Annotated in this window: 19 protein-coding genes; 4 read left to right on the top strand and 15 right to left on the bottom strand. The window is 55.3% G+C overall.

Annotated elements, in window-relative coordinates; translation table 11 throughout:
* Positions 1-345, top strand: a complete 345-nt coding sequence (locus DC28_RS10120; RefSeq protein ID WP_037548103.1) for a hypothetical protein — start codon at positions 1-3, stop codon at positions 343-345.
* Here DC28_RS10120 and DC28_RS10115 read toward each other — a convergent pair.
* From DC28_RS10115 to DC28_RS10095, 5 genes are all read right to left on the bottom strand, one after another.
* Positions 335-754, bottom strand: a complete 420-nt coding sequence (locus tag DC28_RS10115) for a MerR family transcriptional regulator (RefSeq protein ID WP_052078741.1) — start codon at positions 752-754, stop codon at positions 335-337. The two genes, DC28_RS10120 and DC28_RS10115, sit on opposite strands and share 11 nt — an antisense overlap.
* 10 nt (positions 755-764) lie before the next feature.
* Entirely contained in the window at positions 765-998 is a 234-nt protein-coding gene (locus DC28_RS10110) for a heavy-metal-associated domain-containing protein (protein WP_037548102.1), read from the bottom strand.
* 79 nt (positions 999-1,077) lie between these two features.
* Entirely contained in the window at positions 1,078-3,432 is a 2,355-nt protein-coding gene (locus DC28_RS10105) for a heavy metal translocating P-type ATPase (protein WP_037548101.1), read from the bottom strand.
* A gap of 274 nt (positions 3,433-3,706) precedes the next feature.
* Positions 3,707-5,080 (bottom strand): sensor histidine kinase, encoded by a 1,374-nt coding sequence (locus tag DC28_RS10100; protein WP_162180222.1) that lies wholly within the window; start codon positions 5,078-5,080, stop codon positions 3,707-3,709.
* Positions 5,081-5,404: 324 nt separating this feature from the next.
* A complete protein-coding gene (locus tag DC28_RS10095; RefSeq protein WP_037548099.1) occupies positions 5,405-7,084 on the bottom strand; it encodes a formate--tetrahydrofolate ligase in 1,680 nt (559 codons plus the stop codon).
* A 94-nt stretch (positions 7,085-7,178) separates the two neighbouring features.
* On the opposite strand from DC28_RS10095, the gene DC28_RS10090 reads away from it, so the two are divergent.
* On the top strand, positions 7,179-8,372 hold the full coding sequence (locus DC28_RS10090; protein ID WP_037548098.1) for an iron-containing alcohol dehydrogenase: 1,194 nt from the start codon (positions 7,179-7,181) through the stop codon (positions 8,370-8,372).
* Positions 8,373-8,696: 324 nt separating this feature from the next.
* Here DC28_RS10090 and DC28_RS10085 read toward each other — a convergent pair whose 3' ends face one another.
* Positions 8,697-9,947, bottom strand: a complete 1,251-nt coding sequence (locus DC28_RS10085; protein WP_037548393.1) for an aminopeptidase — start codon at positions 9,945-9,947, stop codon at positions 8,697-8,699.
* A 91-nt stretch (positions 9,948-10,038) separates the two neighbouring features.
* Between DC28_RS10085 and DC28_RS10080 the strand changes: the two genes are divergently transcribed.
* Positions 10,039-10,884: a TSUP family transporter gene (locus DC28_RS10080; RefSeq protein WP_202962969.1), complete on the top strand. Its 846-nt coding sequence runs from the start codon at positions 10,039-10,041 to the stop codon at positions 10,882-10,884.
* Here DC28_RS10080 and DC28_RS10075 read toward each other — a convergent pair.
* The 6 genes from DC28_RS10075 to DC28_RS10050 form a co-directional block, all read right to left on the bottom strand.
* Complete coding sequence (locus DC28_RS10075) at positions 10,850-11,497, bottom strand: CBS and ACT domain-containing protein (RefSeq protein WP_037548097.1); 648 nt, start codon at positions 11,495-11,497, stop codon at positions 10,850-10,852. The genes DC28_RS10080 and DC28_RS10075 overlap by 35 nt on opposite strands.
* Positions 11,498-11,521: 24 nt before the next feature.
* Positions 11,522-12,259, bottom strand: coding sequence for an ABC transporter ATP-binding protein (locus tag DC28_RS10070; protein ID WP_037548096.1), 738 nt, complete (start codon positions 12,257-12,259; stop codon positions 11,522-11,524).
* 2 nt (positions 12,260-12,261) lie between these two features.
* Positions 12,262-13,047, bottom strand: a complete 786-nt coding sequence (locus tag DC28_RS10065; RefSeq protein WP_037548095.1) for an ABC transporter ATP-binding protein — start codon at positions 13,045-13,047, stop codon at positions 12,262-12,264.
* Positions 13,044-14,066, bottom strand: coding sequence for a branched-chain amino acid ABC transporter permease (locus DC28_RS10060; protein WP_081942121.1), 1,023 nt, complete (start codon positions 14,064-14,066; stop codon positions 13,044-13,046). Before DC28_RS10060 ends, DC28_RS10065 begins: the two co-directional genes overlap by 4 nt.
* 2 nt (positions 14,067-14,068) lie before the next feature.
* A complete protein-coding gene (locus DC28_RS10055; RefSeq protein WP_037548094.1) occupies positions 14,069-14,965 on the bottom strand; it encodes a branched-chain amino acid ABC transporter permease in 897 nt (298 codons plus the stop codon).
* A gap of 167 nt (positions 14,966-15,132) precedes the next feature.
* The gene (locus tag DC28_RS10050; RefSeq protein WP_037548093.1) at positions 15,133-15,966 is read right to left on the bottom strand and encodes a CPBP family intramembrane glutamic endopeptidase; all 834 of its coding nucleotides are present in this window, start codon (positions 15,964-15,966) and stop codon (positions 15,133-15,135) included.
* A 193-nt stretch (positions 15,967-16,159) separates the two neighbouring features.
* Here DC28_RS10050 and DC28_RS10045 point away from each other — a divergent pair, with 193 nt between their 5' ends.
* Complete coding sequence (locus tag DC28_RS10045; RefSeq protein WP_037548092.1) at positions 16,160-17,188, top strand: NAD-dependent epimerase/dehydratase family protein; 1,029 nt, start codon at positions 16,160-16,162, stop codon at positions 17,186-17,188.
* On the opposite strand, the gene DC28_RS10040 is transcribed toward DC28_RS10045, so the two are convergent.
* The 3 genes from DC28_RS10040 to DC28_RS10030 are packed head-to-tail and all read right to left on the bottom strand — an operon-like array spanning position 17,173 to position 20,270.
* The gene (locus DC28_RS10040) at positions 17,173-18,525 is read right to left on the bottom strand and encodes a sensor histidine kinase (RefSeq protein ID WP_037548091.1); all 1,353 of its coding nucleotides are present in this window, start codon (positions 18,523-18,525) and stop codon (positions 17,173-17,175) included. The genes DC28_RS10045 and DC28_RS10040 overlap by 16 nt on opposite strands.
* A 12-nt stretch (positions 18,526-18,537) precedes the next feature.
* On the bottom strand, positions 18,538-19,257 hold the full coding sequence (locus tag DC28_RS10035) for a response regulator transcription factor (RefSeq protein WP_238565804.1): 720 nt from the start codon (positions 19,255-19,257) through the stop codon (positions 18,538-18,540).
* Entirely contained in the window at positions 19,254-20,270 is a 1,017-nt protein-coding gene (locus tag DC28_RS10030; RefSeq protein WP_037548090.1) for a hypothetical protein, read from the bottom strand. Before DC28_RS10030 ends, DC28_RS10035 begins: the two co-directional genes overlap by 4 nt.
* Between the last annotated feature and the right edge of the window lie 20 nt (positions 20,271-20,290).

Genomic DNA, 20,290 nt, shown 5'->3' with positions numbered 1-20,290 from the left:
ATGCAGTTAATGATCCTAGAAATCAACGATATCGATTATAAAGAAGATGTGTTTCTGGCCCTGCAGAGTGTAGGCATAAACCAGGCCTCCTGCCTCTCGGGAGAAAACCTGGATAAGAGCCTGGAAAGCGAGTTTAGTCTCTTTACCGGATTCTTCCGCGACCGTGGGGAACGGGCGGGAGAGCAGCTCTTGGTATTAGCCCGCATTCCCGGGGTGGAAACCGCCAAGGAACTCATCGCCAATCTCCGCCTTACAGACATACCCTTCGAGAAGGAGCATATCATCTCCCTCTCGGTCATACCGCTCAGCCTAAGTTTTTCGCTTTCCGAAGGGCTTATTGAGTAGACCCCGGGGGAACCATTCGCCCCTCACAGCCAGACTCCTCCAGGGAGCGCTGTTTCTTTTCGCTGAAGAGAGACAGTTTAAATTCAATGTGCCCCAAGGATTTTCGTTGCTCTTCAATCTGATCCAATACCCGGCTGCGCTGCTGATTCAGAATATCCAAGACCGCCTGGTAATCCTCTGCAGAAGGCTGCCCGCAGTTCAAGTACTGAGAAAACTCCCGCAGGTCCTCCAAGGGCATACCCGTACGCTTCAGGCACTGAATAAAATCAATCCACCCGATATCCTGCTCGGAATAATCCCGGTAGCCCGACTCGGACCGGCTTACCCCGGAAATAATCCCTAGCCGCTCATAATAGCGCAGGGTGTGTTCCGATAAACCGGTCCGCTGGGCCACCTCTTTAATCGTCACGCCGGCTTCCCTAGGCCTGTTCGCCGGGATACCCCGCCTCGGTCAGGGCATGCTGAACCGCTTCAAAATCCGCAGGTTCCTTCTTTGCTAGGGTAATGCTAACCGTCTTTGCCGGCAGATCCACCGTAAACTTGTCGATCCCCGACACCTGGGTCAAGGCCGAACTCACCTTTCCCTCACAATGCCCGCAGTTCATGTCCGGTATCCGGACCGTCATAACACTCTTCTTTGAAAACAATCCCATACATACCTCCTTAGGTATAAATTTTTATTCTCCGCCGCTGAATAACGGTAAACCAATATACATTTCCGCCTCGGCGATGCTACCCTGTCCTTCTTTGGCGCCCAGGCCGCTCCTCGATCTTCCGCGCTAAATGCAGGGAATTCACAACCACGGTAATACTGCTTAAAGCCATGGCAATCTCAGCCACCACGGGATGCAGCATTCCGGATATTGCCAAGGGAATCGCAACGACATTATACATAAAAGCCCAAAAAAGGTTTCCTCGGATTTTTGCGAAGGTTTTTATGCTGATTTCAATGCTTCTGGCCACCCCGGCCAGGCTATTGGACATCAGGGTAATATCCGCAGCTTCAATAGCAATATCCGTGCCGGTACCCACGGCAATCCCGACCTGGGCCTGCTTCAAGGCAGGGGCGTCATTAATACCGTCTCCCACCATCGCTACCTGCTCGCCCCGGGCCTGGAGCTCCCTGATTTTCTGAATTTTATCCTGGGGAAGGAGCTCGGCGAACACGAGGTCGATGCCTGCCCCCCGGGCAATATGCTCCCCGGCCCGGTGGTTATCTCCGGTGAGCATGACGGTCTGTATCCCCATGGCATGCAGGGCGGCAATGCCGTCCCGGGCGTCTTGGCGCACGGTATCCGCCAGAGCGGCCAGTCCCAGGAGTGATCCGTCCCGGACAACATACACCAGGGTATGTCCCTGACTGGAAAGCTTCTCTTCAGCCTGGGCAAAGGCCTCAAACTCCCGGCTCTCAACCCCCAGTTCTTCCATGAACCGTCGGCTGCCGGCTGCTACAGAGGAGGCGGTTCTCCCCAGGGTTCCCCGGATTCCCCGGCCGGGAATCACCCGGGTTTCTCCTAGTTCCTCAGCTGTTCCGTCGACAACTCCGGCCAGGTCCTGGACCAGGGCCTTGGCCAGGGGATGTTCGGAGTGGGACTCCAAGGCATGTAGCATCCCCACCAGAGAATGGAATGCCCCACCATGAGAATCACCCTGCACAGATCCATCCCCGGAAAACCCAACCTCATAGACACTCCGGCCGTCCTCCGAACGCCCCTGGATCAGGGTAAGCCGCGGCCTTCCAGCGGTTAGCGTACCGGTCTTATCAAAGACAACAGTTGTCAGGTTTTTCGCAACCTGAATGGCCTCCCCGTTACGAATCAGAATCCCCGATTCAGCGCCCTTGCCCATTCCGACCATCAGGGCGGTGGGGGTAGCCAATCCCAGGGCACAGGGGCAGGCGATAACCAATACCGCGATTGCAGCAGAAAGGGCCTGGCTGGCTGGCGGAATACCCAGGGATATCCAAGGTAAAAAACCGTCCGCCCAGGCTAACAGCTGACCGCCCATCTGGGGGAAGATCATCCACAGTGCAAAGGTGAGCCCAGCCAGAACCATGATTACCGGAACAAACACCCCGGTAATACGGTCCGCGGCATCCTGAATAGGAACCCGGCTGCCCTGGGCCTGCTCCACCATCCGGACTATCTGACTCAGTACCGTATCTTCTCCGGTTTTCGAAATGAGGACGGTTACCGCCCCCATCTGATTAACCGTAGCCCCGATGACCTCGTCTCCCGGCGCCTTATCTACCGGCACCGATTCACCGGAGATCATCGACTCGTCAATGGCAGTCTGCCCGGACTCGATGGTGCCGTCTAAGGGGATTTTCTCCCCGGGAAGAACCCGGACGCGGTCTCCCTCCCGCAAGGCTTCCACCGGAACCTGGGTAAGGGTGCCGTCGCTATTCACACGGTTGGCGGTTTTTGCTCCCAGTTCTAACAGCGCCTGAATAGCGCTGCTGGCCCTGCCGGTCGCCCGAAGTTTGAGGTAGTTACCGATAAAGTTTATTGCCATAATCATGGCCCCGATGTCGGTAAAGCTCAGTACCGGTACCCCGAGAATCCGCAGAATTCCGGTACTGAAGGCTGCGATGGTTCCGATTCCTATTAGGGCGTCCATGCTGAACCGGAAGGTTTTGAAATTATTCAGAGTCGTCCTGATGACAGGCCAGCCGATTACAAAGATGACCGTTCCTGAGACCAGAACATCAACCCAAATACCCACAGCCAGGGGTACAAGGTGAATATCCCAGATCATCATCAGGAGCATTTTTATCGCCAAGGGTGCGGTCAGAATCCAGCTCCAGGTCAGCCGCAGGCGTTCTTTCCGCAAATGGGCAGCCTCCTCCTCTCGACGCTTAACCGGATCCAGAAGACTGTATCCGGCATCCTTTATAACCTTGGCAAAGCGGTCACGAATATCTTCTTCCTGCTCCTCATCCCGATAGCGGACCACCGCTTTTTTACCGGCGAAGCTCACCTGGGCATCCCCTACAAACTCGAGGGTTTTCAATGCCTTCTCCACGGATGCAGCACACGAGGTGCAGGACATCCCTTCTATATGCAAGGTCGTTTGTTTTTCCGACATAGTATCCTCCGTAAACGAGCCGCCCCAGATACCCGGGCGGTAGGATCCAAGACCGTTTGTACAGCTGCAGAACCGTATACACCCCTCACAGCCCCCGAACCCGGTATCCGGTAACTGAACAACCCGCCGGTTCTACACCTTCGGCTTCCTGCCGACCGATTACCAACGAGAAGCGTGGTAGGTGTCCTCATGGTTCTTGCGATACAGGTTTTGCAGGAACCTCCAAGGTCAGTAAAATATACCCCCTCGGGGTATATAAGTCAAGGAGGCTGTCTCAGGGTTCAGTGGGTTCAGTGGGTTCAGTGGTTTCGGAAGCCTGCCGCGGAAAGGTCATTTCAATCAAGGTTCCCCGCTCGGGACCGGAAAAGATCTGAATAGTCCCTTTGAGGTTTTTTAGAGCCTGCATGACGTTATACATTCCGTAGCCCGAGCCGTTGGGTTTGGTTGTTTTTCCAATCTCGAAGGCAAAACAGGTGGCGCAATCCCTTTGCTCCCGGTCACAGTCCACACAGAAGGGAATACCCGGACCGGTATCATGAATAGACAGCACAGCAGAATCCTGCCGGTTGGATACGGTAATCGTTATTTGCCCCGTCTCCCCCTGTTCCATAATAGCTTCGCAGGAGTTACGCACTACGTTTTCCATGATCTGCAGCAGCAAAAAGCGTTGCCCCTGAAGAATCACCGGCTCATCGGGGGTCTCGAAGGTAAAATTCACCGCGAGGTTAACCTCCCGCGTCAGGGTGAAGGGATACACAGCATGATGGGCTAAACTTACAAGATCCAAATCCTCCAGGGGCGCATCCTCCCGGGCAGAGGTAATAAACTTAACCCGGTCAATCCTCTCCTCCAAGCGGCGGATTCCATTATTCAGACTCCCCAGATCATCCGGGGTGATCGGCATATTTCTTTGTATCTTCAGTTCCAAGAGAGAGCGACTAGCCGTAAAAAGACTCAAGTCATTCTTAAAATCATGTACCAGACCTGCGGTATTCTTTCCGAAGACCACAAAGGGTCGGTTCTGGGCATTCAGATTCTCCGCCTTATCCTTCAACCGCTTAAGTTCCATACTCGTAAGCTGGAGGTTGTCGTAGCTGTTATTCAATCGGATAACCAGAGAATCCAGGAGAAACCGGTAGTAATACAGAACCACCGTAAAACCAATAATAACAATGGCAAAGAGCGGATACATATTATACAGCGACGGAACCGGGCTATAGTAGGTTAAAAAGGTCAGTATACCGAAGTTGATCAGACCCAGAATTACAACAGTTTGGCGGTGAACCAAAAAGGCAGATCCCCCGGCAATGGCGGTTAGCACCAAAAGCGTATAGACGCCGTTCTCCACCGCCTTACCATTGGTGGTAGTGACGATGGTGGACACCACCCACATAAACGCTGCAATCCATAATACCAGGGCAGCCCCGATGTTTTTAGTAATCTTACCGGTCATGGATAAGATAAAGGAGATCACCATCAGTACAAATCCACCCACATCAACAATTTTTATGATGGGCGGTTCGTCCCAATACCCGAAATCCAGATAGATAGCATACGCCGCCCCCAACATGATGAAGGCGTAACATATGTAGAACAACACGATATTAACCGAAAAAAATTCCTGGGACCGTGAATCTTGGTATTTCATGATCATCCTCGCTCATGCGATTTTTAACTTAGGTTGCTCCGCTATATCTTGTGTCTTTTACAACCTTTTGCGCACCACGTAAAAAGCACCGGATAAGCCGCTCCATCCAAGGCCCACGCCTCAGGCAGGGTCGGCAGCACGGACGGTTACAACCGAGGTTGATTCAAATCGGAGTTGTGAATCAACCATGCGCCGGCCAAACTAAAGCAGCTCATTTCTGTGAAACGAGTTGCTTTTTCCATTTACGCATGCCGCAAGCAATATGATTTCTGCGATTGGCTAATCCATTTACACGCAATAAAGTCGCGTACCCCCTGCGGAACCTTAAAAGAGCCCATGAATGCGATTCTCACCATCGAGCATAATACCCTCCGCAGCAGGGTGTTTTGGCAGCCCCGGCATGGTCATTATATCACCGGTCAGGGCAACCAGAAACCCGGCACCGGCGGATATCCGTATTTCCCGGACCGGTAGGTCAAATCCCCGGGGGCGTCCTAGTAGGTTCGGGTCGGCGCTTAGGGAGTACTGGGTTTTAGCCATGCACACCGGCAGGGTATCCAGGCCTTCAGATTTACAAATCTCGATGGTCTTCCGGGCTGAATCGCTCAGATCCACCCTACCTGCACCGTAAATTCTCCGGGCAATTGCCGAAATCTTTTCCTCTACCGGTGTTTCAAGGTCATAAAGATACCGGGGGCTCTGTTTTTTACAAACCTGAACAACCTGTTCAGCCAGGCCCGTACCGCCGCCCCCGCCCCGGGCCCACACATCGGCTTCCTGGACAGGGTACCCCGCCTCCCGGATGATCTGGGCCAGTAAATCTAATTCTTCACGGCTGTCGGAGGGAAACCGGTTCAGAGCGATAACCACCGGTAACCCGTAAACCTGGGTCAGGTTCTCAGCGTGAGCCAGAAGGTTCGCCGACCCCCGGCGGATAGCCTGGGAATTTGCCTTCGCTAAGTCAGCCTTAGCCACTCCCCCGTGCATTTTTACAGCCCGGAGCGTCCCCACAATCACCCCGGCAGAGGGCCATATGCCACCCTTTCGGCTGACGATGTCAAGAAACTTTTCAGCCCCCAGATCCGCTCCGAATCCTGCCTCGGTAACCACGTAGTCCGCCCTGCTCAAGGCCGTTTTAATAGCAGCCATGGAATTCGTCCCGTGAGCAATATTTGCAAAGGGACCGCCGTGAACAATTACCGGGGTATGCTCCAGGGTTTGCACTAGGTTCGGAAGCAGGGCCCGGTGTAGAAGGGAAGCCATGGCTCCCTGGGCTTGAAAATCCCTTGCCCGAACCAGATTGCCCGACTCATCCATACCCACGATAATATTGGCAAGACGCCGGGTCAGGTCCTCAGGCCCCTCGGCAAGGCAGAGGATCGCCATAACCTCGCTGGCAACGGCAATGTCAAACCCCGTTTCCCTCGGCGTTCCCCCGCCGGCTCCCAGGCCGCAAACCATGGACCGCAGGGACCGGTCATTCATATCCATAACCCGTTTCCAATACACCTTCTTTATATGCAGTCTGGGCTCCATCCTCCGGTATAACCGGTTGTCAATTAATGCGGAAAGAAGGTTGTGGGCCGTGGCCACTGCATGGATGTCCCCGGTAAAATGCAGGTTCAAGTCTTCCATGGGAATTACCTGGGAGTACCCGCCCCCTGCAGCACCACCCTTCATGCCGAACACCGGCCCCAGGGATGGCTCCCGGAGGGTAATACAGGTTTTTTTGCCTATCTTGGATAGCGCATCCCCCAACCCCACGGTGACCGTGGTTTTTCCCTCCCCCGCCGGGGTGGGATTCATGGCTGTAACAAGAATAAGGTGACCCTGGGGCTGAGTCTTGCCCCCCAGGCTCTGATCCGGGAAAGTTCCCTGAATCTTGGCAATGTGGGGACCGTAGTGGTACAGCTGCTGGGCCGAAAGCCCGATTTTTTTTCCAATTTCCGTAATAGGCAGGGGTACAGCCAGTCTGGCAATCTCAAGATCGGTTGGTTTAGTCACGGTACATCCTTTTTCATGAGGAATCTGGTATGGATTGCAGTGGGATGCTACAATATCCGGTACTGTCCACCAGTATACCACCTAGGAGGAAGCCATGAAAAACTTTTCCTATCAAAATCCGACCCAGATTGAATTCGGCCGGGGCACCATCCAATCCCTCTCCGGCCTGCTCCCCGAAGACGCCAGAGTGTTACTGCTCTACGGCGGCGGATCCATCAAAAAAAACGGGGTCTACGATCAGGTAAAAACCGCCCTGGCTATTCCAGCTCCCATAGTAACCGAAATGTCCGGCATCGAACCCAACCCCGAGTACGAAACCTGCCTGAAAGCCCTGGACCTCATAGAAGAACACAACCTGAATTTTATCCTGTCCGTGGGAGGGGGAAGTGTATTGGATGCCGCCAAGTTTATTGCAGCAGCAGCCTGGGCACGGGGTAATGGAACGGCCATGACCGAGCCCTGGGACCTTATTACCGGCCAGGCCCCTATCGAGGGCGCTCTGCCCGTGGGTGCGGTACTAACCCTCCCGGCCACCGGCTCGGAAATGAATACCAATTCAGTCATCAGCCGCAGGGAAATCGGCCAAAAAATCGGATTCGGCAGCACTCATCTCTACCCACGGTTCAGCATCCTCGATCCTGAAACCACCTTCTCACTCCCCCTCAGACAAACAGCCAACGGTATTGTCGACACCTTTGTCCACACCACCGAACAGTACCTCACCCAGGATGTTAACACGCCTATCCAAGACCGATGGGCTGAAGGGATTCTAACGACCCTGATAGAAGTAGGCCCCCGTTGCCTCAAACAACCCCACGCCTACCAATACCGGGAGACCCTGATGTGGGCCTCCACCATGGCGCTCAACGGCATCATCGGAGTAGGTACCGTGCAAGACTGGGCAACCCACGCCATCGGACACGAACTCACAGCCATGTACGGGATTGACCACGGCCGAACCCTGGCAATCGTCTTGCCGGGACTGCTCTCCCATGAAAAACAGGCAAAGAAAGACAAACTGCTTATGTTCGCCCGGCGGGTCTGGGGATTATCCCAGGGGGATGAAACCGTGCTCATGGACGAGGCAATTGGGCGAATGGTGCTGTTCTTCGAAAATCTTGGGGTTCATACCCGGCTCCAGGAATACCACATCCCGCCCTCCGCCCCGCCCCTGGATGAGTGTCCGGGTATCATCGCTGAAATTTTTAGAAAGCGGGGTGGCAAAATCGGGGAAAACCAGGCCATCGGCCCCAAGGAAATCGAGGAAATCCTCCTAAGCCGCCTCTAATCCCGTCTCTCCCGGATTCATGGATCCGGGAGGGTCCTATCAGTACTCTGTAATGGGAGAACCCGGGATATGTCTATCCGCGCTCTAAGATAGCAAGAATCGAAGTAGCAGGCAGGCTTGGCGGCTGACTTCCCACGGATCGTTAGTGGGCAGCCTCAGATAGCGTGGCGGCGGGCTTGCCAGCCGCCACGTTTTACAAAATTGCAGAGCAGTTTTAGAAAACTGGTGGGTACCACCATCACCCGGGGTGAGCCGGAGCCCTTCCAGGTAGCTCTGGAAACCGCCGCCCCGAGGCCTCCAGGGCGCGCGACCTCCGGGCGAACCCTAGAGGACGAAACTGCCCTGGCGGATGACGGCGTGTTCCTCGCCGTTCTTACTTACACCGGTTACATCTACCTCGGGGCTGCCGATCATAAAATCGGTGTGAACTAAACTGACGTTACAGCCCGCTTCTTTGAGCTGGGCAGGGGAGTTCAGGTCATGGGCATTGGACAGGCAGAAGGGATACCCCGCCCCGAGGGCGATATGACAACTGGCATTTTCGTCGTAGAGAATACTGTTAAACAGCAGACCGCTCTGGTATATAGGGCTCGATGCGTCCACCAGGGCAACCTCTCCCAGGTACCCTGCTCCCTCATCAACGGTTAGGTACTTCTCCAGGACATCCTTACCCTGGTCTGCCCCGAAATCCACTACCTTTCCATCCTTAAACTCAAACCAGGCACCCAATACCAGGCTTTCCATCACCTTTACCGGCCGGGTGCAGGCGACACGCCCCGAGGTTCGCCGGAAGTCCGGGGTGGTGAATACCTCTTCGGTGGGGAGGTTCGGTTCAAACACCGTACCCTCGGGGGTCTTGGAAGGTCCGCCGGCCCACACCGAGGTTTCGGTCAAGGCTACCTTCAGATCAGTGCCAGGACCGGTAAAATGCAGGTAGTCTAGTTTCATCTCATCCAGGGATTTAGCCCGGGTTTTTAGGGTTTTTGCCAGATCCTGCCAGGTTGCCACTGGGTCCGGGGTATCCAGCCGGAGGATCTTAACCATCTGCGACCAGAGTTTTTCCGTCCGCTCCTCATCAAGTCTGGGGTCAACTCCCACCTCGGGACCGCCGAAGACCTTTTGAGCCCATCGCGGGCCCGGGGCGGCAATGACCAGCCACTGATGCTTGTGGCGCATCATAGCATCCCGATGGACGGATAGGGCGCTCCGGTTGGCCCGGGTTACCCGGCCGAGTTTCGCCGAATCGACCCCCTTCAGCACATCGAGCTCCTCTGTGCTGTCAATCCTGATTCTCGCCCAATCCTCAGCTAGTTGCTGGTAGCTATCCGCAATGACCGCCGGCGGAACGTAATCCAGGGTCTGTTCATCCGCTAGTTCGAGCCGGGCTTTCAGAAGCTCGTTATCCACAACCCGGATATCCACAAATCCTGCACCCCTGCGGTAGGCTGCCCGGGCGATTTCTCGTGCAAAATCGAAGGTGCCCACTCCGGTTTGGATGAGCAGATTCTGTCCTTGTTTCAAGGCGGTACCAACCTGTACCACCAATTCTGCGTACTGTTGTATGTGTTTTTTCATAGAGTCTATGGTACCCAAAAAAGCCGTACCAGTCGAGAAAAATACATGATCCAGCTTGTCCACCGGCACCGCATCCGCTATAGTGCCTCTCATGCCGGAATTCATGTCCTCCATCACTGCCCCCCTCCTTGATGCTCAACTCTTCGGAGGCAATCTCTCGGTGCTCCAGCTCGGACTTGCGCTACTGGCAGCCTTTGCAGCGGGTTTCATCGACTCCATCGCCGGGGGCGGAGGTATCATTACCGTACCGGTACTCATGGGCATCGGAATCCCCCCACACCTGAGTTTAGGAACAAACAAGCTCCAGGCAAGCTTTGGAAGTTTAACCGCCGCCATCCGCTACAGCCGCCGGGGACTGGCCTCGCCAAAGACCATGGCAGGGGGGATTTTCTGGACCTTTGTGGGGGCTGCCGGAGGAACCCTGGCCATCCAGGGCATAAACCCGGACTTTTTGAACAGGATAATTCCGGTTCTCCTGATCGGTGTGTTCGTGTACATGCTGGCTAAACCGGATGTATCGGAGATCACCCAGGCGCCAAAGCTGAAAGAACCATTGTTCTACCTCGGATTCGGCCTGCTCCTGGGATTCTATGACGGGTTTTTCGGCCCCGGGACGGGTAGTTTCTGGACCATCGCCTTTGTGGGACTCCTGGGCATGGATCTGAAACACGCCACAGGCTCGACGAAGGTTATGAACCTTACCAGCAATCTCGTTTCCCTGGGGGTTTTCGCCATTGCCGGATCCATTGCCCCGGCACTTGGGCTGCTCATGGGACTTCTCCAGGTCAGCGGCGCTTATCTGGGAAGCCACGTGGTTATCCACCGGGGCACTAGGCTCATCCGGTGGATATTTCTTACCATGGTAGGGGTTACCATAATCAACCTCCTACTCAAGCAGGTGTTTACACCTCCCGTATATCAAGCTCTTGGACTATAAGCGGCTCAATGATTGCCGAGACCTGGGTCTGCTCCAAGCCTTCAAGTTTGATGACGACGATGGAGTTTGTGGAGTCTTCACCGGGGAAGGTTCCCAGACTGATGATATTACCGCCCTTGGCACTCAGGGCCCCGGTGAGCTCGGCTAACTCTCCTTGACGCTCGGGTACCAGACAGGTAATACGCAGTCCGCGCTTCCGGCTCCCGAAACTTTCAATGAACAGCTTGAACAGATCCGATTCGGTGACAATCCCCACCACCACATGATCCTTGTTCACCACGGGCAGCCCTCCGATGTCATTATCCACCAGCATTCTCGCTGCATCCTCGATCAAACACGCCTCGTCGGCTACGATAGTCTTTTTAGTCATCACCGAATCTACGGTAATCTTTGCCAGGAGAGCGCTCATCTCATACATGTCTAGGGTACTAGCCGGTGAGGGTGAGACGTTCAGTAGATCCTTCTCGGAGATTATCCCCACAAGCCGTCCCCCTCCGTCCACCACCGGAAGGCGGTGAATCCGCTCCCGACGCATCAACGCCTGAGCCTCGGTAACCTTTGCCTTCGGTCCAATGGTAAAGGGATTTTTCGTCATTATCCGTGCGATCTGCATTCCCTGCCTCCTCAATGGGTATGGTTATTCTCCGAGGTATGCGCCCCGCACCCTTGGATTTTCTAGGAGCAGCCGAGCTTCATCGGCTAGCACAATAGTTCCGGTTTCCATTACATAGCCCTTGGTCGAAGCGGACAGAGCCATCCTGGCATTCTGCTCAACCAGGAACACCGTGACCTTCTCTTCCCGATTTACCCGGGCAATGATGTCAAAAATATGCTTGATTATGAGAGGAGCAAGGCCTAACCCTGGCTCGTCCAGAAGCAGGACCCGGGGGCTGCTCATGAGAGCCCGGCCGATAGCGAGCATCTGCTGTTCCCCCCCGGAGAGGCTTGCCGCTTTTTGCCTGCGCCTCTTCTCCAGAATTGGGAACAATTCGAACATTTCTGACTTCTTTTCCCGGATTCTGGCCTCATCCCGGATTAAAAAGGCCCCCATTTCCAGGTTCTCTTCCACGGTCAAGTCGGCGAATACCCTGCGCCCCTCGGGAACAAGGCCAATTCCCCGGCTGACAATCTCATTGGTCGCAAGGCTTTTACGCTTCTCCGAGGAGGCGATCAGCTGTCCGTCGAACTCAATAGATCCGGCTACCAGGGGCTCTAGTCCCACAATGGCCTTAAGCAGGGTGGTTTTTCCCGCCCCGTTTGCACCGATCAGACAACAGATCTCACCCTCCGGCACATCAATAGAAATGCCCTTCAGAGCCTGGATGTTTCCGTAATTGACCTGAATATCCCGGATTGAAATAAGATGTTCTGACATACCTAATCGTCATCCTTTCCAAGGTAGGCCTCAATGACCTCCTCGTTCTGCCGGATCTCCCCGGGGGTTCCCTCGGCTATCTTCCGGCCGTAATTGAGCACGGTAATCCGGTCGCAGATATTCATCACCAATTTCATATCGTGCTCAATGAGCACTACCGTCACCCCGGTATCCCGAATCCGGCGGATGGTATCCATGAGTTCCGCCGTTTCCGCAGGGTTCATTCCTGCTGCAGGTTCATCCAAAAACAGGAGCTTCGGTTCGGTTGCCAAGGCCCGGGCGATTTCCAGCTCCCGCTGTTTACCGTAGGGCAGGTTTTTTGCCAGATTATGGGCGAATTCACCAAGATTAAGAAAATCCAGCCAGCGCCAGGCACCCTCAAGCAACTCCTGCTCATCCTTTTGGATCATCAAAAAGCTCGCCACGGCATGCACAAACCGGCTGCCGAAGCTTCCCATATGGCTGTTCTTCCCATGCCGCCCGATCAGAACATTCTCCAGCACCGTCATTTCCTTGAACAGCCGGATATTTTGAAAGGTACGGCCGATACCCCACCGGGAAATTGCATGGGCCGGAGCCTTGGTAATATCCCGACCTTCAAGGGTAACGCCCCCCGAGGTTGCCGTATCCATACCCGTAATAGTATTGAACAGGGTGGTCTTCCCCGCACCGTTGGGACCGATCAATCCGGAAATAAGATTGGGTGGAACCATGAAATCCACCTCATTCACCGCAACTACCCCGCCAAACCGGCGGGTCAAGCCCTTCGTCTCTAGCAGCACATTCATGCATCACCCCCGGAAACATCCACCGCCGCATCCCCTATGCCCTGTCCGGGACTGCTGCCGGCCCGTCCTCCGGACCCGCCGCCAGGCCCTCCACTAGATCCGCCGCCCCCGGCCCTCCGGCCGGGTAACGCCGGTCTCCGCCGGACAATAATCCCCTGGGGCCGGAAAATCATCATAGACACCAGTACAACACCGAAGAGAATCTGCCGCACCTGGGGGGGCAGGATGCTGGAAAGCCCCAATAACCGTGGCAGCTCCGCCACCAGCACCAGGAGAACCGCACCGAGGATGGAACCCCAGTGATTCCCCAGACCTCCCAGAACCACCATACATAAAACATTCACAGACAGAAGAAAATCAAAACTATTCGGCGATACAGACTGGTTGTAGGCCGTCCACAGGGTTCCGGCGAACCCAGCCACCAGGGCCCCTACAATGAAGGCCCCCACCTTGTATTGGGTAATATTTATCCCCATGGACCAGGCGGCGATCTCATCCTCCCGGACCGCATCCAGAGCCCTGCCGATCCTGCTCCTGGTCAATCGCCGGAGCAGGAGGAACACCAGGGCCACCACCAGCCAGGTCATGATCACATAACCCCACTTATTGGTCGGATCCAGCTGCAACCCCAAAATTTTCGGGGCAGCCAACCCGCTGAACCCCATGGGCCCCCTGGTCAGGGAATCCCAGTTCAGGATCACATTCCGGGTAATCTCCCCGAATCCCAGGGTCGCAATGGCCAGATAATCCCCCCGGAGCCGCAGGGTCGGCAGTCCGATGAGCACCCCCAGCAAACCGCTCAACAGGGCCGACAACATAAACGCCCAGATCAGATCAAACCCTGCCCCGGCCTGGGCCGCAGAATGCATCATGATTGCCGTGGTGTAGCTGCCAATGGCAAAAAACGCAGCATGGGCAAGACTGAGCATTCCCCCGAACCCGGTAATCAGGTTCTGGCTCAGGGCCAGAATCGAATAAATCCCCATATATACCAGGAGCAGTAAAACAAAATTAATCATAGTTACACCTTCTCCCGAATTGCCTTACCCAAGATACCCGCAGGCTTCACCAAAAGAATGATGATCAGCACCGTAAAGGCAATGGTATCCTTTAAGCCCACGGGAATACCCAGCACCGCCACCCCGAAGGTCTCAAGAATCCCCAGGAGCACCCCGCCGATCATGGCACCGGAAATATTCCCGATTCCTCCCACAACGGCTGCGACGAAGGCCTTAAGCCCGGCCATGGTTCCCATGGTCGGATACACCTTGAATTCCAGGGCAATAAGTACCCCCGCCACCGCAGCCAGGGCTGAACCGATAGCAAAGGTCAGGCTGATGATGGTATCCACACTCACCCCCATCAGCCGGGCCACATCCTGATCCAAACTGGTTGCCCGCATTGCCCGTCCCATGCGGGTACGGTCGATGAAGAGCTTCAGCAGCACCATCATCACCACCGAAACACCCAGAATCAGCAGCTGATTGGGGGTAATCGAAACCCCGCCCACAACAAAGGGCTTATTGCTGAAGGGATACTCATATTTAAGGGATTTGGTACCGAACACGAACCCCGCGAGGTTCATCAAAATAATAGACACCCCGATGGCGCTCAACAGGGGCGCCAGACGCGGAGCCCGCCGCAGGGGCCGGTAGGCAATCCGTTCGACCACAACCCCCAGGGTGCCCCCGGCTACCATAGCCACCAGGACACTCACAAAAAACACCCCCACCAGAGCCGGTCCTTGAAGCCCGGTACGTAGCAGGTTATAGGTAAAAAGCCCGGCGTAGGTACCCATCATGAGTATTTCCCCGTGGGCAAAGTTTATAAACTTCAGAATTCCATACACCATGGTATAGCCCAGGGCAATCAGGGCGTAAATCCCTCCCAGGGTCAATCCGTTTACCAGGTGTTGCATTAATTCGCTCACATTGGTCTCCCGTCGGTCTGTTTTGGTGAAATCATGATAAACAGCTCTACTCCCCCGGACAAGCCCCCCATCGCCTTGGGGCCTATATTTTCTCTATTCCTAGGGTGATTCCCATGCCTCCCGACCTGTACACCGGCTCTACAAGCTCCGGCACCCTACCCGGCAGCGATTATGATGCCGTCGGTCAAAAGCCCCGCGGCCCCGTGCAGCACCAATACCGGCAGAATGCTCCGGTAGCGCACCACCATCAGCCCCGCTACCAGGCCAAACACCACCGCCCCGGCCACCTCGGAAAAGGGATGGTTAATATGCAGCAACACCGTGGGCAGCACCTGAACCCCCGCCAGCCCCAGTGGCCCGGCAAGGCTCGCCTTCCATGCCCGGAGGCTTCCCTTCCCGTCCCTCCTGCCCGGGACCTCCCCGGCAGCCTCACCGGCTCCCGCCGGCCGCCTACCAAGGCCAGCCCTAGCCTCGACCCTGGTCATGCTTCCAGGCTCCTGGATCAATCCGCCTATCAGAATTCCCCGGAACAAAATCTCCCAGGGCAGGTAGTACAGCCCCACATACAATACACCGTGGATCAAGAAGTACCCCCAGCCATCCTGGGCAGCCATCTCCCCCAGGGTCTTGGAAAAGGGGTAAAACCCCCGGATGGGGGGACTGCCTGCGGAAAGGGCAATCACACCGAGAAACCCTGCCACCAGGACCCAATACACCGGATCGGTAATAAACTCTCCCCGGGGCCTCAGATATGCCTGGTTCCAGCGCCAGCCCAGGAGCCGGAATAACCCCATGGGAACCAGCCCCATGAGAAGAAACGCTGAACCGAACCGGTTCGCATACCAGGGAAGGTCCCCGGGTAAATTCCCCAATCCCAGAACCCGGGCAATCCAAGGAACCTGTGCCAGAGGCAGATTAAGATACACATATCCGGAAATTGCCAGGGTTATACCCCCCAGTAGAATAAAACGGCGAAGCTGACTGGTCATACCCTCTCCTTATCTGCTTTAATAGGTATGTAGTGCGCAAAAGGTAGTACCCTTGCCCCTCGGCGGCGCTCCCCCTGGGGCCGGACCCCAGATAGCTCCGCTGCATCCGGTGCTGGTTACAACGTTTGCACGCCAACTAGGTATCAGGGATTGAAACATCCCCGGATTCTACCAAACATTGGAGGTTCTGAACATGGCAACCCTTCTGGTCACCGGCGTCTCAGGCTTCATCGGAAGCAGCATCGCCCAGGCACTCATCCGGGCCGGCCACCGAGTCCTGGGGACCTACAACCGTAATCCCCCGAGGCTCCCGGAATCACCCGCGTTCAAATCCCTTAAAACCAACCTCACCAGCCCCTCGGAGGTACGGGACCTCCTGAGCAGCCCGGATTGGCGGGTCGAAGGCATCATTCACGTGGCTGGCCTCGCCCTGGACTGGGGAAAACCTGACGCCTTCGAAGCAGCCAATGTATCCAGCGCCCTCCACCTCCTAGAACAAGCCGAAGCCCAATCCATGTGCTTTTTTTTATACACATCCAGTATTTCTGTTCACGGGTTTGGCCGGGACCATGTGAATACCCGGGAGGACGGCCCCTACACAGCCCCGGTCAGCCACTATCAGCGATCAAAACTCCGGGCTGAGTCCCTCGTCCTCGGCCATCCGGGCACGGTACCCCGGTCCATCATACGGCCGGGGAACGTCTATGGCCCCGGAGATACCACCACTCTCTACAACATCCTGGGAGCCATGAGGCGGGGAATCTACGGCTACATCGACCGCGGCCGGAGCCTCACCTGCCCGGTGTACATTGACGACCTGGTACAGGCCTACGCCCGGATGGTCGCCATCTATCTGGGAAGCGATCAGGACGCCCGAAACCGAATTTCCGGGCAGATCTACAACATAACCAGCGGAGAAACCATAACCTGGCGCGCCTACTCCGAGCTTGCGGCAGACTTCGCCGGACTCACCCGGCCTAAAACCAGTATCCCAGCCTGGCTGGGGCACACCGCAGCAGCCCTGTTAACCCTGGTCTACCGCCTTCTGGGCATAAAAACACCCCCTCCCCTGACCCGCTATCGGGTGCAGCAGGCAGGACACCACTACCACTTTTCCATGGACAAGGCCCGATCCGACCTGGGATACCAACCTCAAACCCCCTGCGCCCAGGGCTTGGAATTCAGCTGCCAAGCCTGGAAAAAGGATCAAGCCGCCGGTTGAGGAATTACTAATTCAGAAACCACCTCACTACCCTGCTGGGCCATAGTAAAGCTCCCGCCGTGGCGCTGGGCAATGGCGTGTAGAATGGGGATTCCAAACCCCCGGAATCGACCCCGGGTAATCTCCGGCCCCTCCTTCGGGGAATCATTCTCCGATTCTACGCTGCCGGGATTTTTAGCGGTGATTTTGAGGAGCCGGTGAGTTCCGGTACCTGCCTGATGAATCAGAAGTTCTGCCCTGCCGCTGGTGCTGTTATCCAGGGCATTTTGAATGAGATTCGCCGCCCCCCGGCGTAATAGATGAAGATCTCCGTAAATACGCAGTGTCTTGGGAGAAATTGTGATAGTTAGTTTCTCTTCCACCCCAGGTAAATGCTCCAATACCTCCCCGGCCTCATACCAGTCCATCTGTACCGCAGTGTCCGGATCTTCTGCTGCGGTGAGGTTCCTCAGGTTTTGTACCAATGATTCGATATGCTCCAACTGGGTAAGGAGCCGGGTACCGCGGTCCTGATCCAGGGTTAACACGCCGTCTAAGATCCCCTCAATTTGGGCACGGAACACCGTCAAGGGGGTACGAAGGTCATGGGCTATGTTCTGATTCCAGTGTTTTCGTAATTCCTTCTCTCGGTTCAGACGCCTTCGAAGACTCACCACCGATGATACAAGTTCATCAATTTCCCGGGTTGGAACCCTCAGATGCTCCAGATCGGGGGCATTCAAATCACCTTCTTGTAAGACCCTGCTCAACCGACCCAGGGATCGACTGAACCCAGTAGACCTAAACATTCCTATGGCAAACGCGCTAACAAGACCGATCCCTCCACCCCAAAAAAGGGACCGGAGGATGTGGGTGAAAAACTGGACATTTGCCGGATCATCCAGGAATCCGCCGATGCCGCTGTACAGATAGCCTACCACCTCAGCCCCGTTTAGGAGAACCCGGGGAAGCGCCGTCCCCTTGATCCCCTGGGCAGCCAGAACCTGGGTGGGACTCTGCCCCTCCGGGGGAATTACCCGCTGACCTCGAATATACACCCACACCGGCTGACGCTGGGTATCCGCCACCAACAGATAGCTGCCTCCATCCAGCAGTGGCGAGAGGGCATCCTGAAGAGCCGATTCCCCTAATTCCCCCTGAGAGGCGTAGATTGAGGTAATAATGGATGCGTAGGTTTCGCTCCTGGCCTGATGTCGGTACCTGTTCCAGTTCTCCACGGAATCTTGGAGAGAGACCATCACCACCACAAAGAATACAGCCACCGATAACACCGCAGGCAGGAGGGCATTCACGATCATGAAGGAGAACATTCCTGGTTGCTGGGGATTTCGTTTCATTTCTTCATCTCATTAATCCGGGACAGATTGATCCGAGTGGATGGCATACCCGTACCCCCGATGAGTTCGAATGCAGCCTTCACCGCCCAATTTGGATCGTAGATTAGAAATATGGGTGTCCACTGTTCTGGTAGTACCTGCCAATGAATATCCAAGACACCGGTCCAGAATCTGCTCCCGGGAGAACACCCTCCCCGGACTGGATAATAATAAACCGAGAATCTCCCACTCCGCAGCGGTTACCTCCACTATCTCTCCGTTTACCATCAGGCTATGGGCATCCAGGTCCTGCACAATGGTTGTGCCCCGGACAGTTATTTCAATAATTGAGGCTTCGTCACGACCTCTCTTGGTTTCGAATTCAGATCCCCCTCCCCGGCGTAACAACGCCCCAACCCGCAAGACTATCTCCCGGGGAGAGAAGGGTTTAACCACATAATCATCTGCCCCCAGCTCAAAGCCGGTAATCCGATCCGACTCAGTGTCCTTGGCCGAGAGGATGAGTACCGGAACACCACGGATAGAACGGATCTCCTTCAGCAAACTGAACCCGCTCCCGTCGGGCAGCATGAGATCCAGAATAACCAAGTCACCACGCTGCTGCTTCAACTCCTGGGAAACACCCTTCACTCCGGAGAATTCTTTTACTGTGTATCCCTCAATAATGAGGTATTCCCGTAACGCCTCTCGGATATCTTGATTATCCTCCACAAGAATTATTTCACCGGTCAAACCGCCCCCTCTGGATAAAAAATCTTCCTCGTATAAAGACGGCTCTCCAACACCCTGGAAACCCCCTCCTCTAACCGCAGAACCACTAGCCGCCGCTTCTGAACCCAATTCCCGTGGCTATCATAACTAAAGTACTCGTCCCGTATCCGCTCCCCATCTTTCACAAAGTCTGTTCTCCGCAGGTGCTTCAGCACTCCATTCTCATACCTTCCCCGCACCTCATGAACCGGTTCTCTGTTGGGGCCGGAATACACCTGCTCAGCCACCAGCTGGCCATCGGGGGAAAACTCCCGGTGGATATACTCTTTAGGGGTGCCCGGGGGTGATTCCACTGTCTCGGTAACAATGAGCCCTTCTGGGGTGAAGACTTGGCTTCCCCGGGACAATACCGTGCCATCGTGTTGAATCAACTCCCAATCCAACTCCAGTGAATCCTCTTGGCTCCCTTCCCAGGGTGCATATTTTCTCTCCCACAGCGGCTGGCCGTTGCCATCATAATAACTCTCTCGAATAATCCTCAAGAAATCGAACCCTTCAGCAAATTCTACCTCACGAATAGATAATAACTCGCCAAGGGGACCGAGGTGATACTCCCGATAACCCGCTCCAGGTAACTCCTGGGAATCTGTGATCGGAACACGTCTGATCTTTTTCCGGATATCATTGCCCGGCAGGCTCTGCACCAGGTATTCTTGAATCATCCCCTCACGGTACACAAAGGTAGCCGTTTCAACAGCTCGCCCGTTTTCAAAGTATGTCACCAGTACGTCAGATTCATTCACTTCAAGCTCTTCTAGACGAACGAGTGCTCCGGGAGTACCAACCCCTTCATAGGTAATTACCCGATCCACAACGCCTCGCAACTCACCGAGGGGGTCGGGAATACTTGATGTATCCAGGCCTGTCGTAGCCGCCGGGATCACCTGACTGAACCCCCATGGAAATACTAGGATAAAACCAACCACCAGTAGTACCCGGTATATTCCGTCCGTTACTTTACAAACTCTTAACATAGCCTTAAAACTCCCCGGAC

The sequence above is a fragment of the Spirochaeta lutea genome (assembly GCF_000758165.1).
Lineage (GTDB): Bacteria > Spirochaetota > Spirochaetia > DSM-27196 > Salinispiraceae > Spirochaeta_D > Spirochaeta_D lutea.
Note: the sequence above shows the minus strand (reverse complement) of the source record. Positions and strands in the feature narration are given on the sequence as shown.

Bases quoted from the DNA above. Each gene is read 5' to 3' on its own strand.
- DC28_RS10090 (WP_037548098.1), top strand. From the start codon at position 7,179: ATGAAAAACTTTTCCTATCAAAATCCGACCCAGATTGAATTCGGCCGG.
- DC28_RS10050 (WP_037548093.1), bottom strand. From the start codon at position 15,966: ATGACCAGTCAGCTTCGCCGTTTTATTCTACTGGGGGGTATAACCCTG.
- DC28_RS10040 (WP_037548091.1), bottom strand. From the start codon at position 18,525: ATGAAACGAAATCCCCAGCAACCAGGAATGTTCTCCTTCATGATCGTG.
- DC28_RS10045 (WP_037548092.1), top strand. From the start codon at position 16,160: ATGGCAACCCTTCTGGTCACCGGCGTCTCAGGCTTCATCGGAAGCAGC.
- DC28_RS10070 (WP_037548096.1), bottom strand. From the start codon at position 12,259: ATGTCAGAACATCTTATTTCAATCCGGGATATTCAGGTCAATTACGGA.
- DC28_RS10065 (WP_037548095.1), bottom strand. From the start codon at position 13,047: ATGAATGTGCTGCTAGAGACGAAGGGCTTGACCCGCCGGTTTGGCGGG.
- DC28_RS10075 (WP_037548097.1), bottom strand. From the start codon at position 11,497: ATGCAGATCGCACGGATAATGACGAAAAATCCCTTTACCATTGGACCG.
- DC28_RS10105 (WP_037548101.1), bottom strand. From the start codon at position 3,432: ATGTCGGAAAAACAAACGACCTTGCATATAGAAGGGATGTCCTGCACC.
- DC28_RS10110 (WP_037548102.1), bottom strand. From the start codon at position 998: ATGGGATTGTTTTCAAAGAAGAGTGTTATGACGGTCCGGATACCGGAC.
- DC28_RS10120 (WP_037548103.1), top strand. From the start codon at position 1: ATGCAGTTAATGATCCTAGAAATCAACGATATCGATTATAAAGAAGAT.
- DC28_RS10100 (WP_162180222.1), bottom strand. From the start codon at position 5,080: ATGAAATACCAAGATTCACGGTCCCAGGAATTTTTTTCGGTTAATATC.
- DC28_RS10080 (WP_202962969.1), top strand. From the start codon at position 10,039: ATGCCGGAATTCATGTCCTCCATCACTGCCCCCCTCCTTGATGCTCAA.
- DC28_RS10030 (WP_037548090.1), bottom strand. From the start codon at position 20,270: ATGTTAAGAGTTTGTAAAGTAACGGACGGAATATACCGGGTACTACTG.
- DC28_RS10085 (WP_037548393.1), bottom strand. From the start codon at position 9,947: ATGAAAAAACACATACAACAGTACGCAGAATTGGTGGTACAGGTTGGT.
- DC28_RS10060 (WP_081942121.1), bottom strand. From the start codon at position 14,066: ATGATTAATTTTGTTTTACTGCTCCTGGTATATATGGGGATTTATTCG.
- DC28_RS10055 (WP_037548094.1), bottom strand. From the start codon at position 14,965: ATGCAACACCTGGTAAACGGATTGACCCTGGGAGGGATTTACGCCCTG.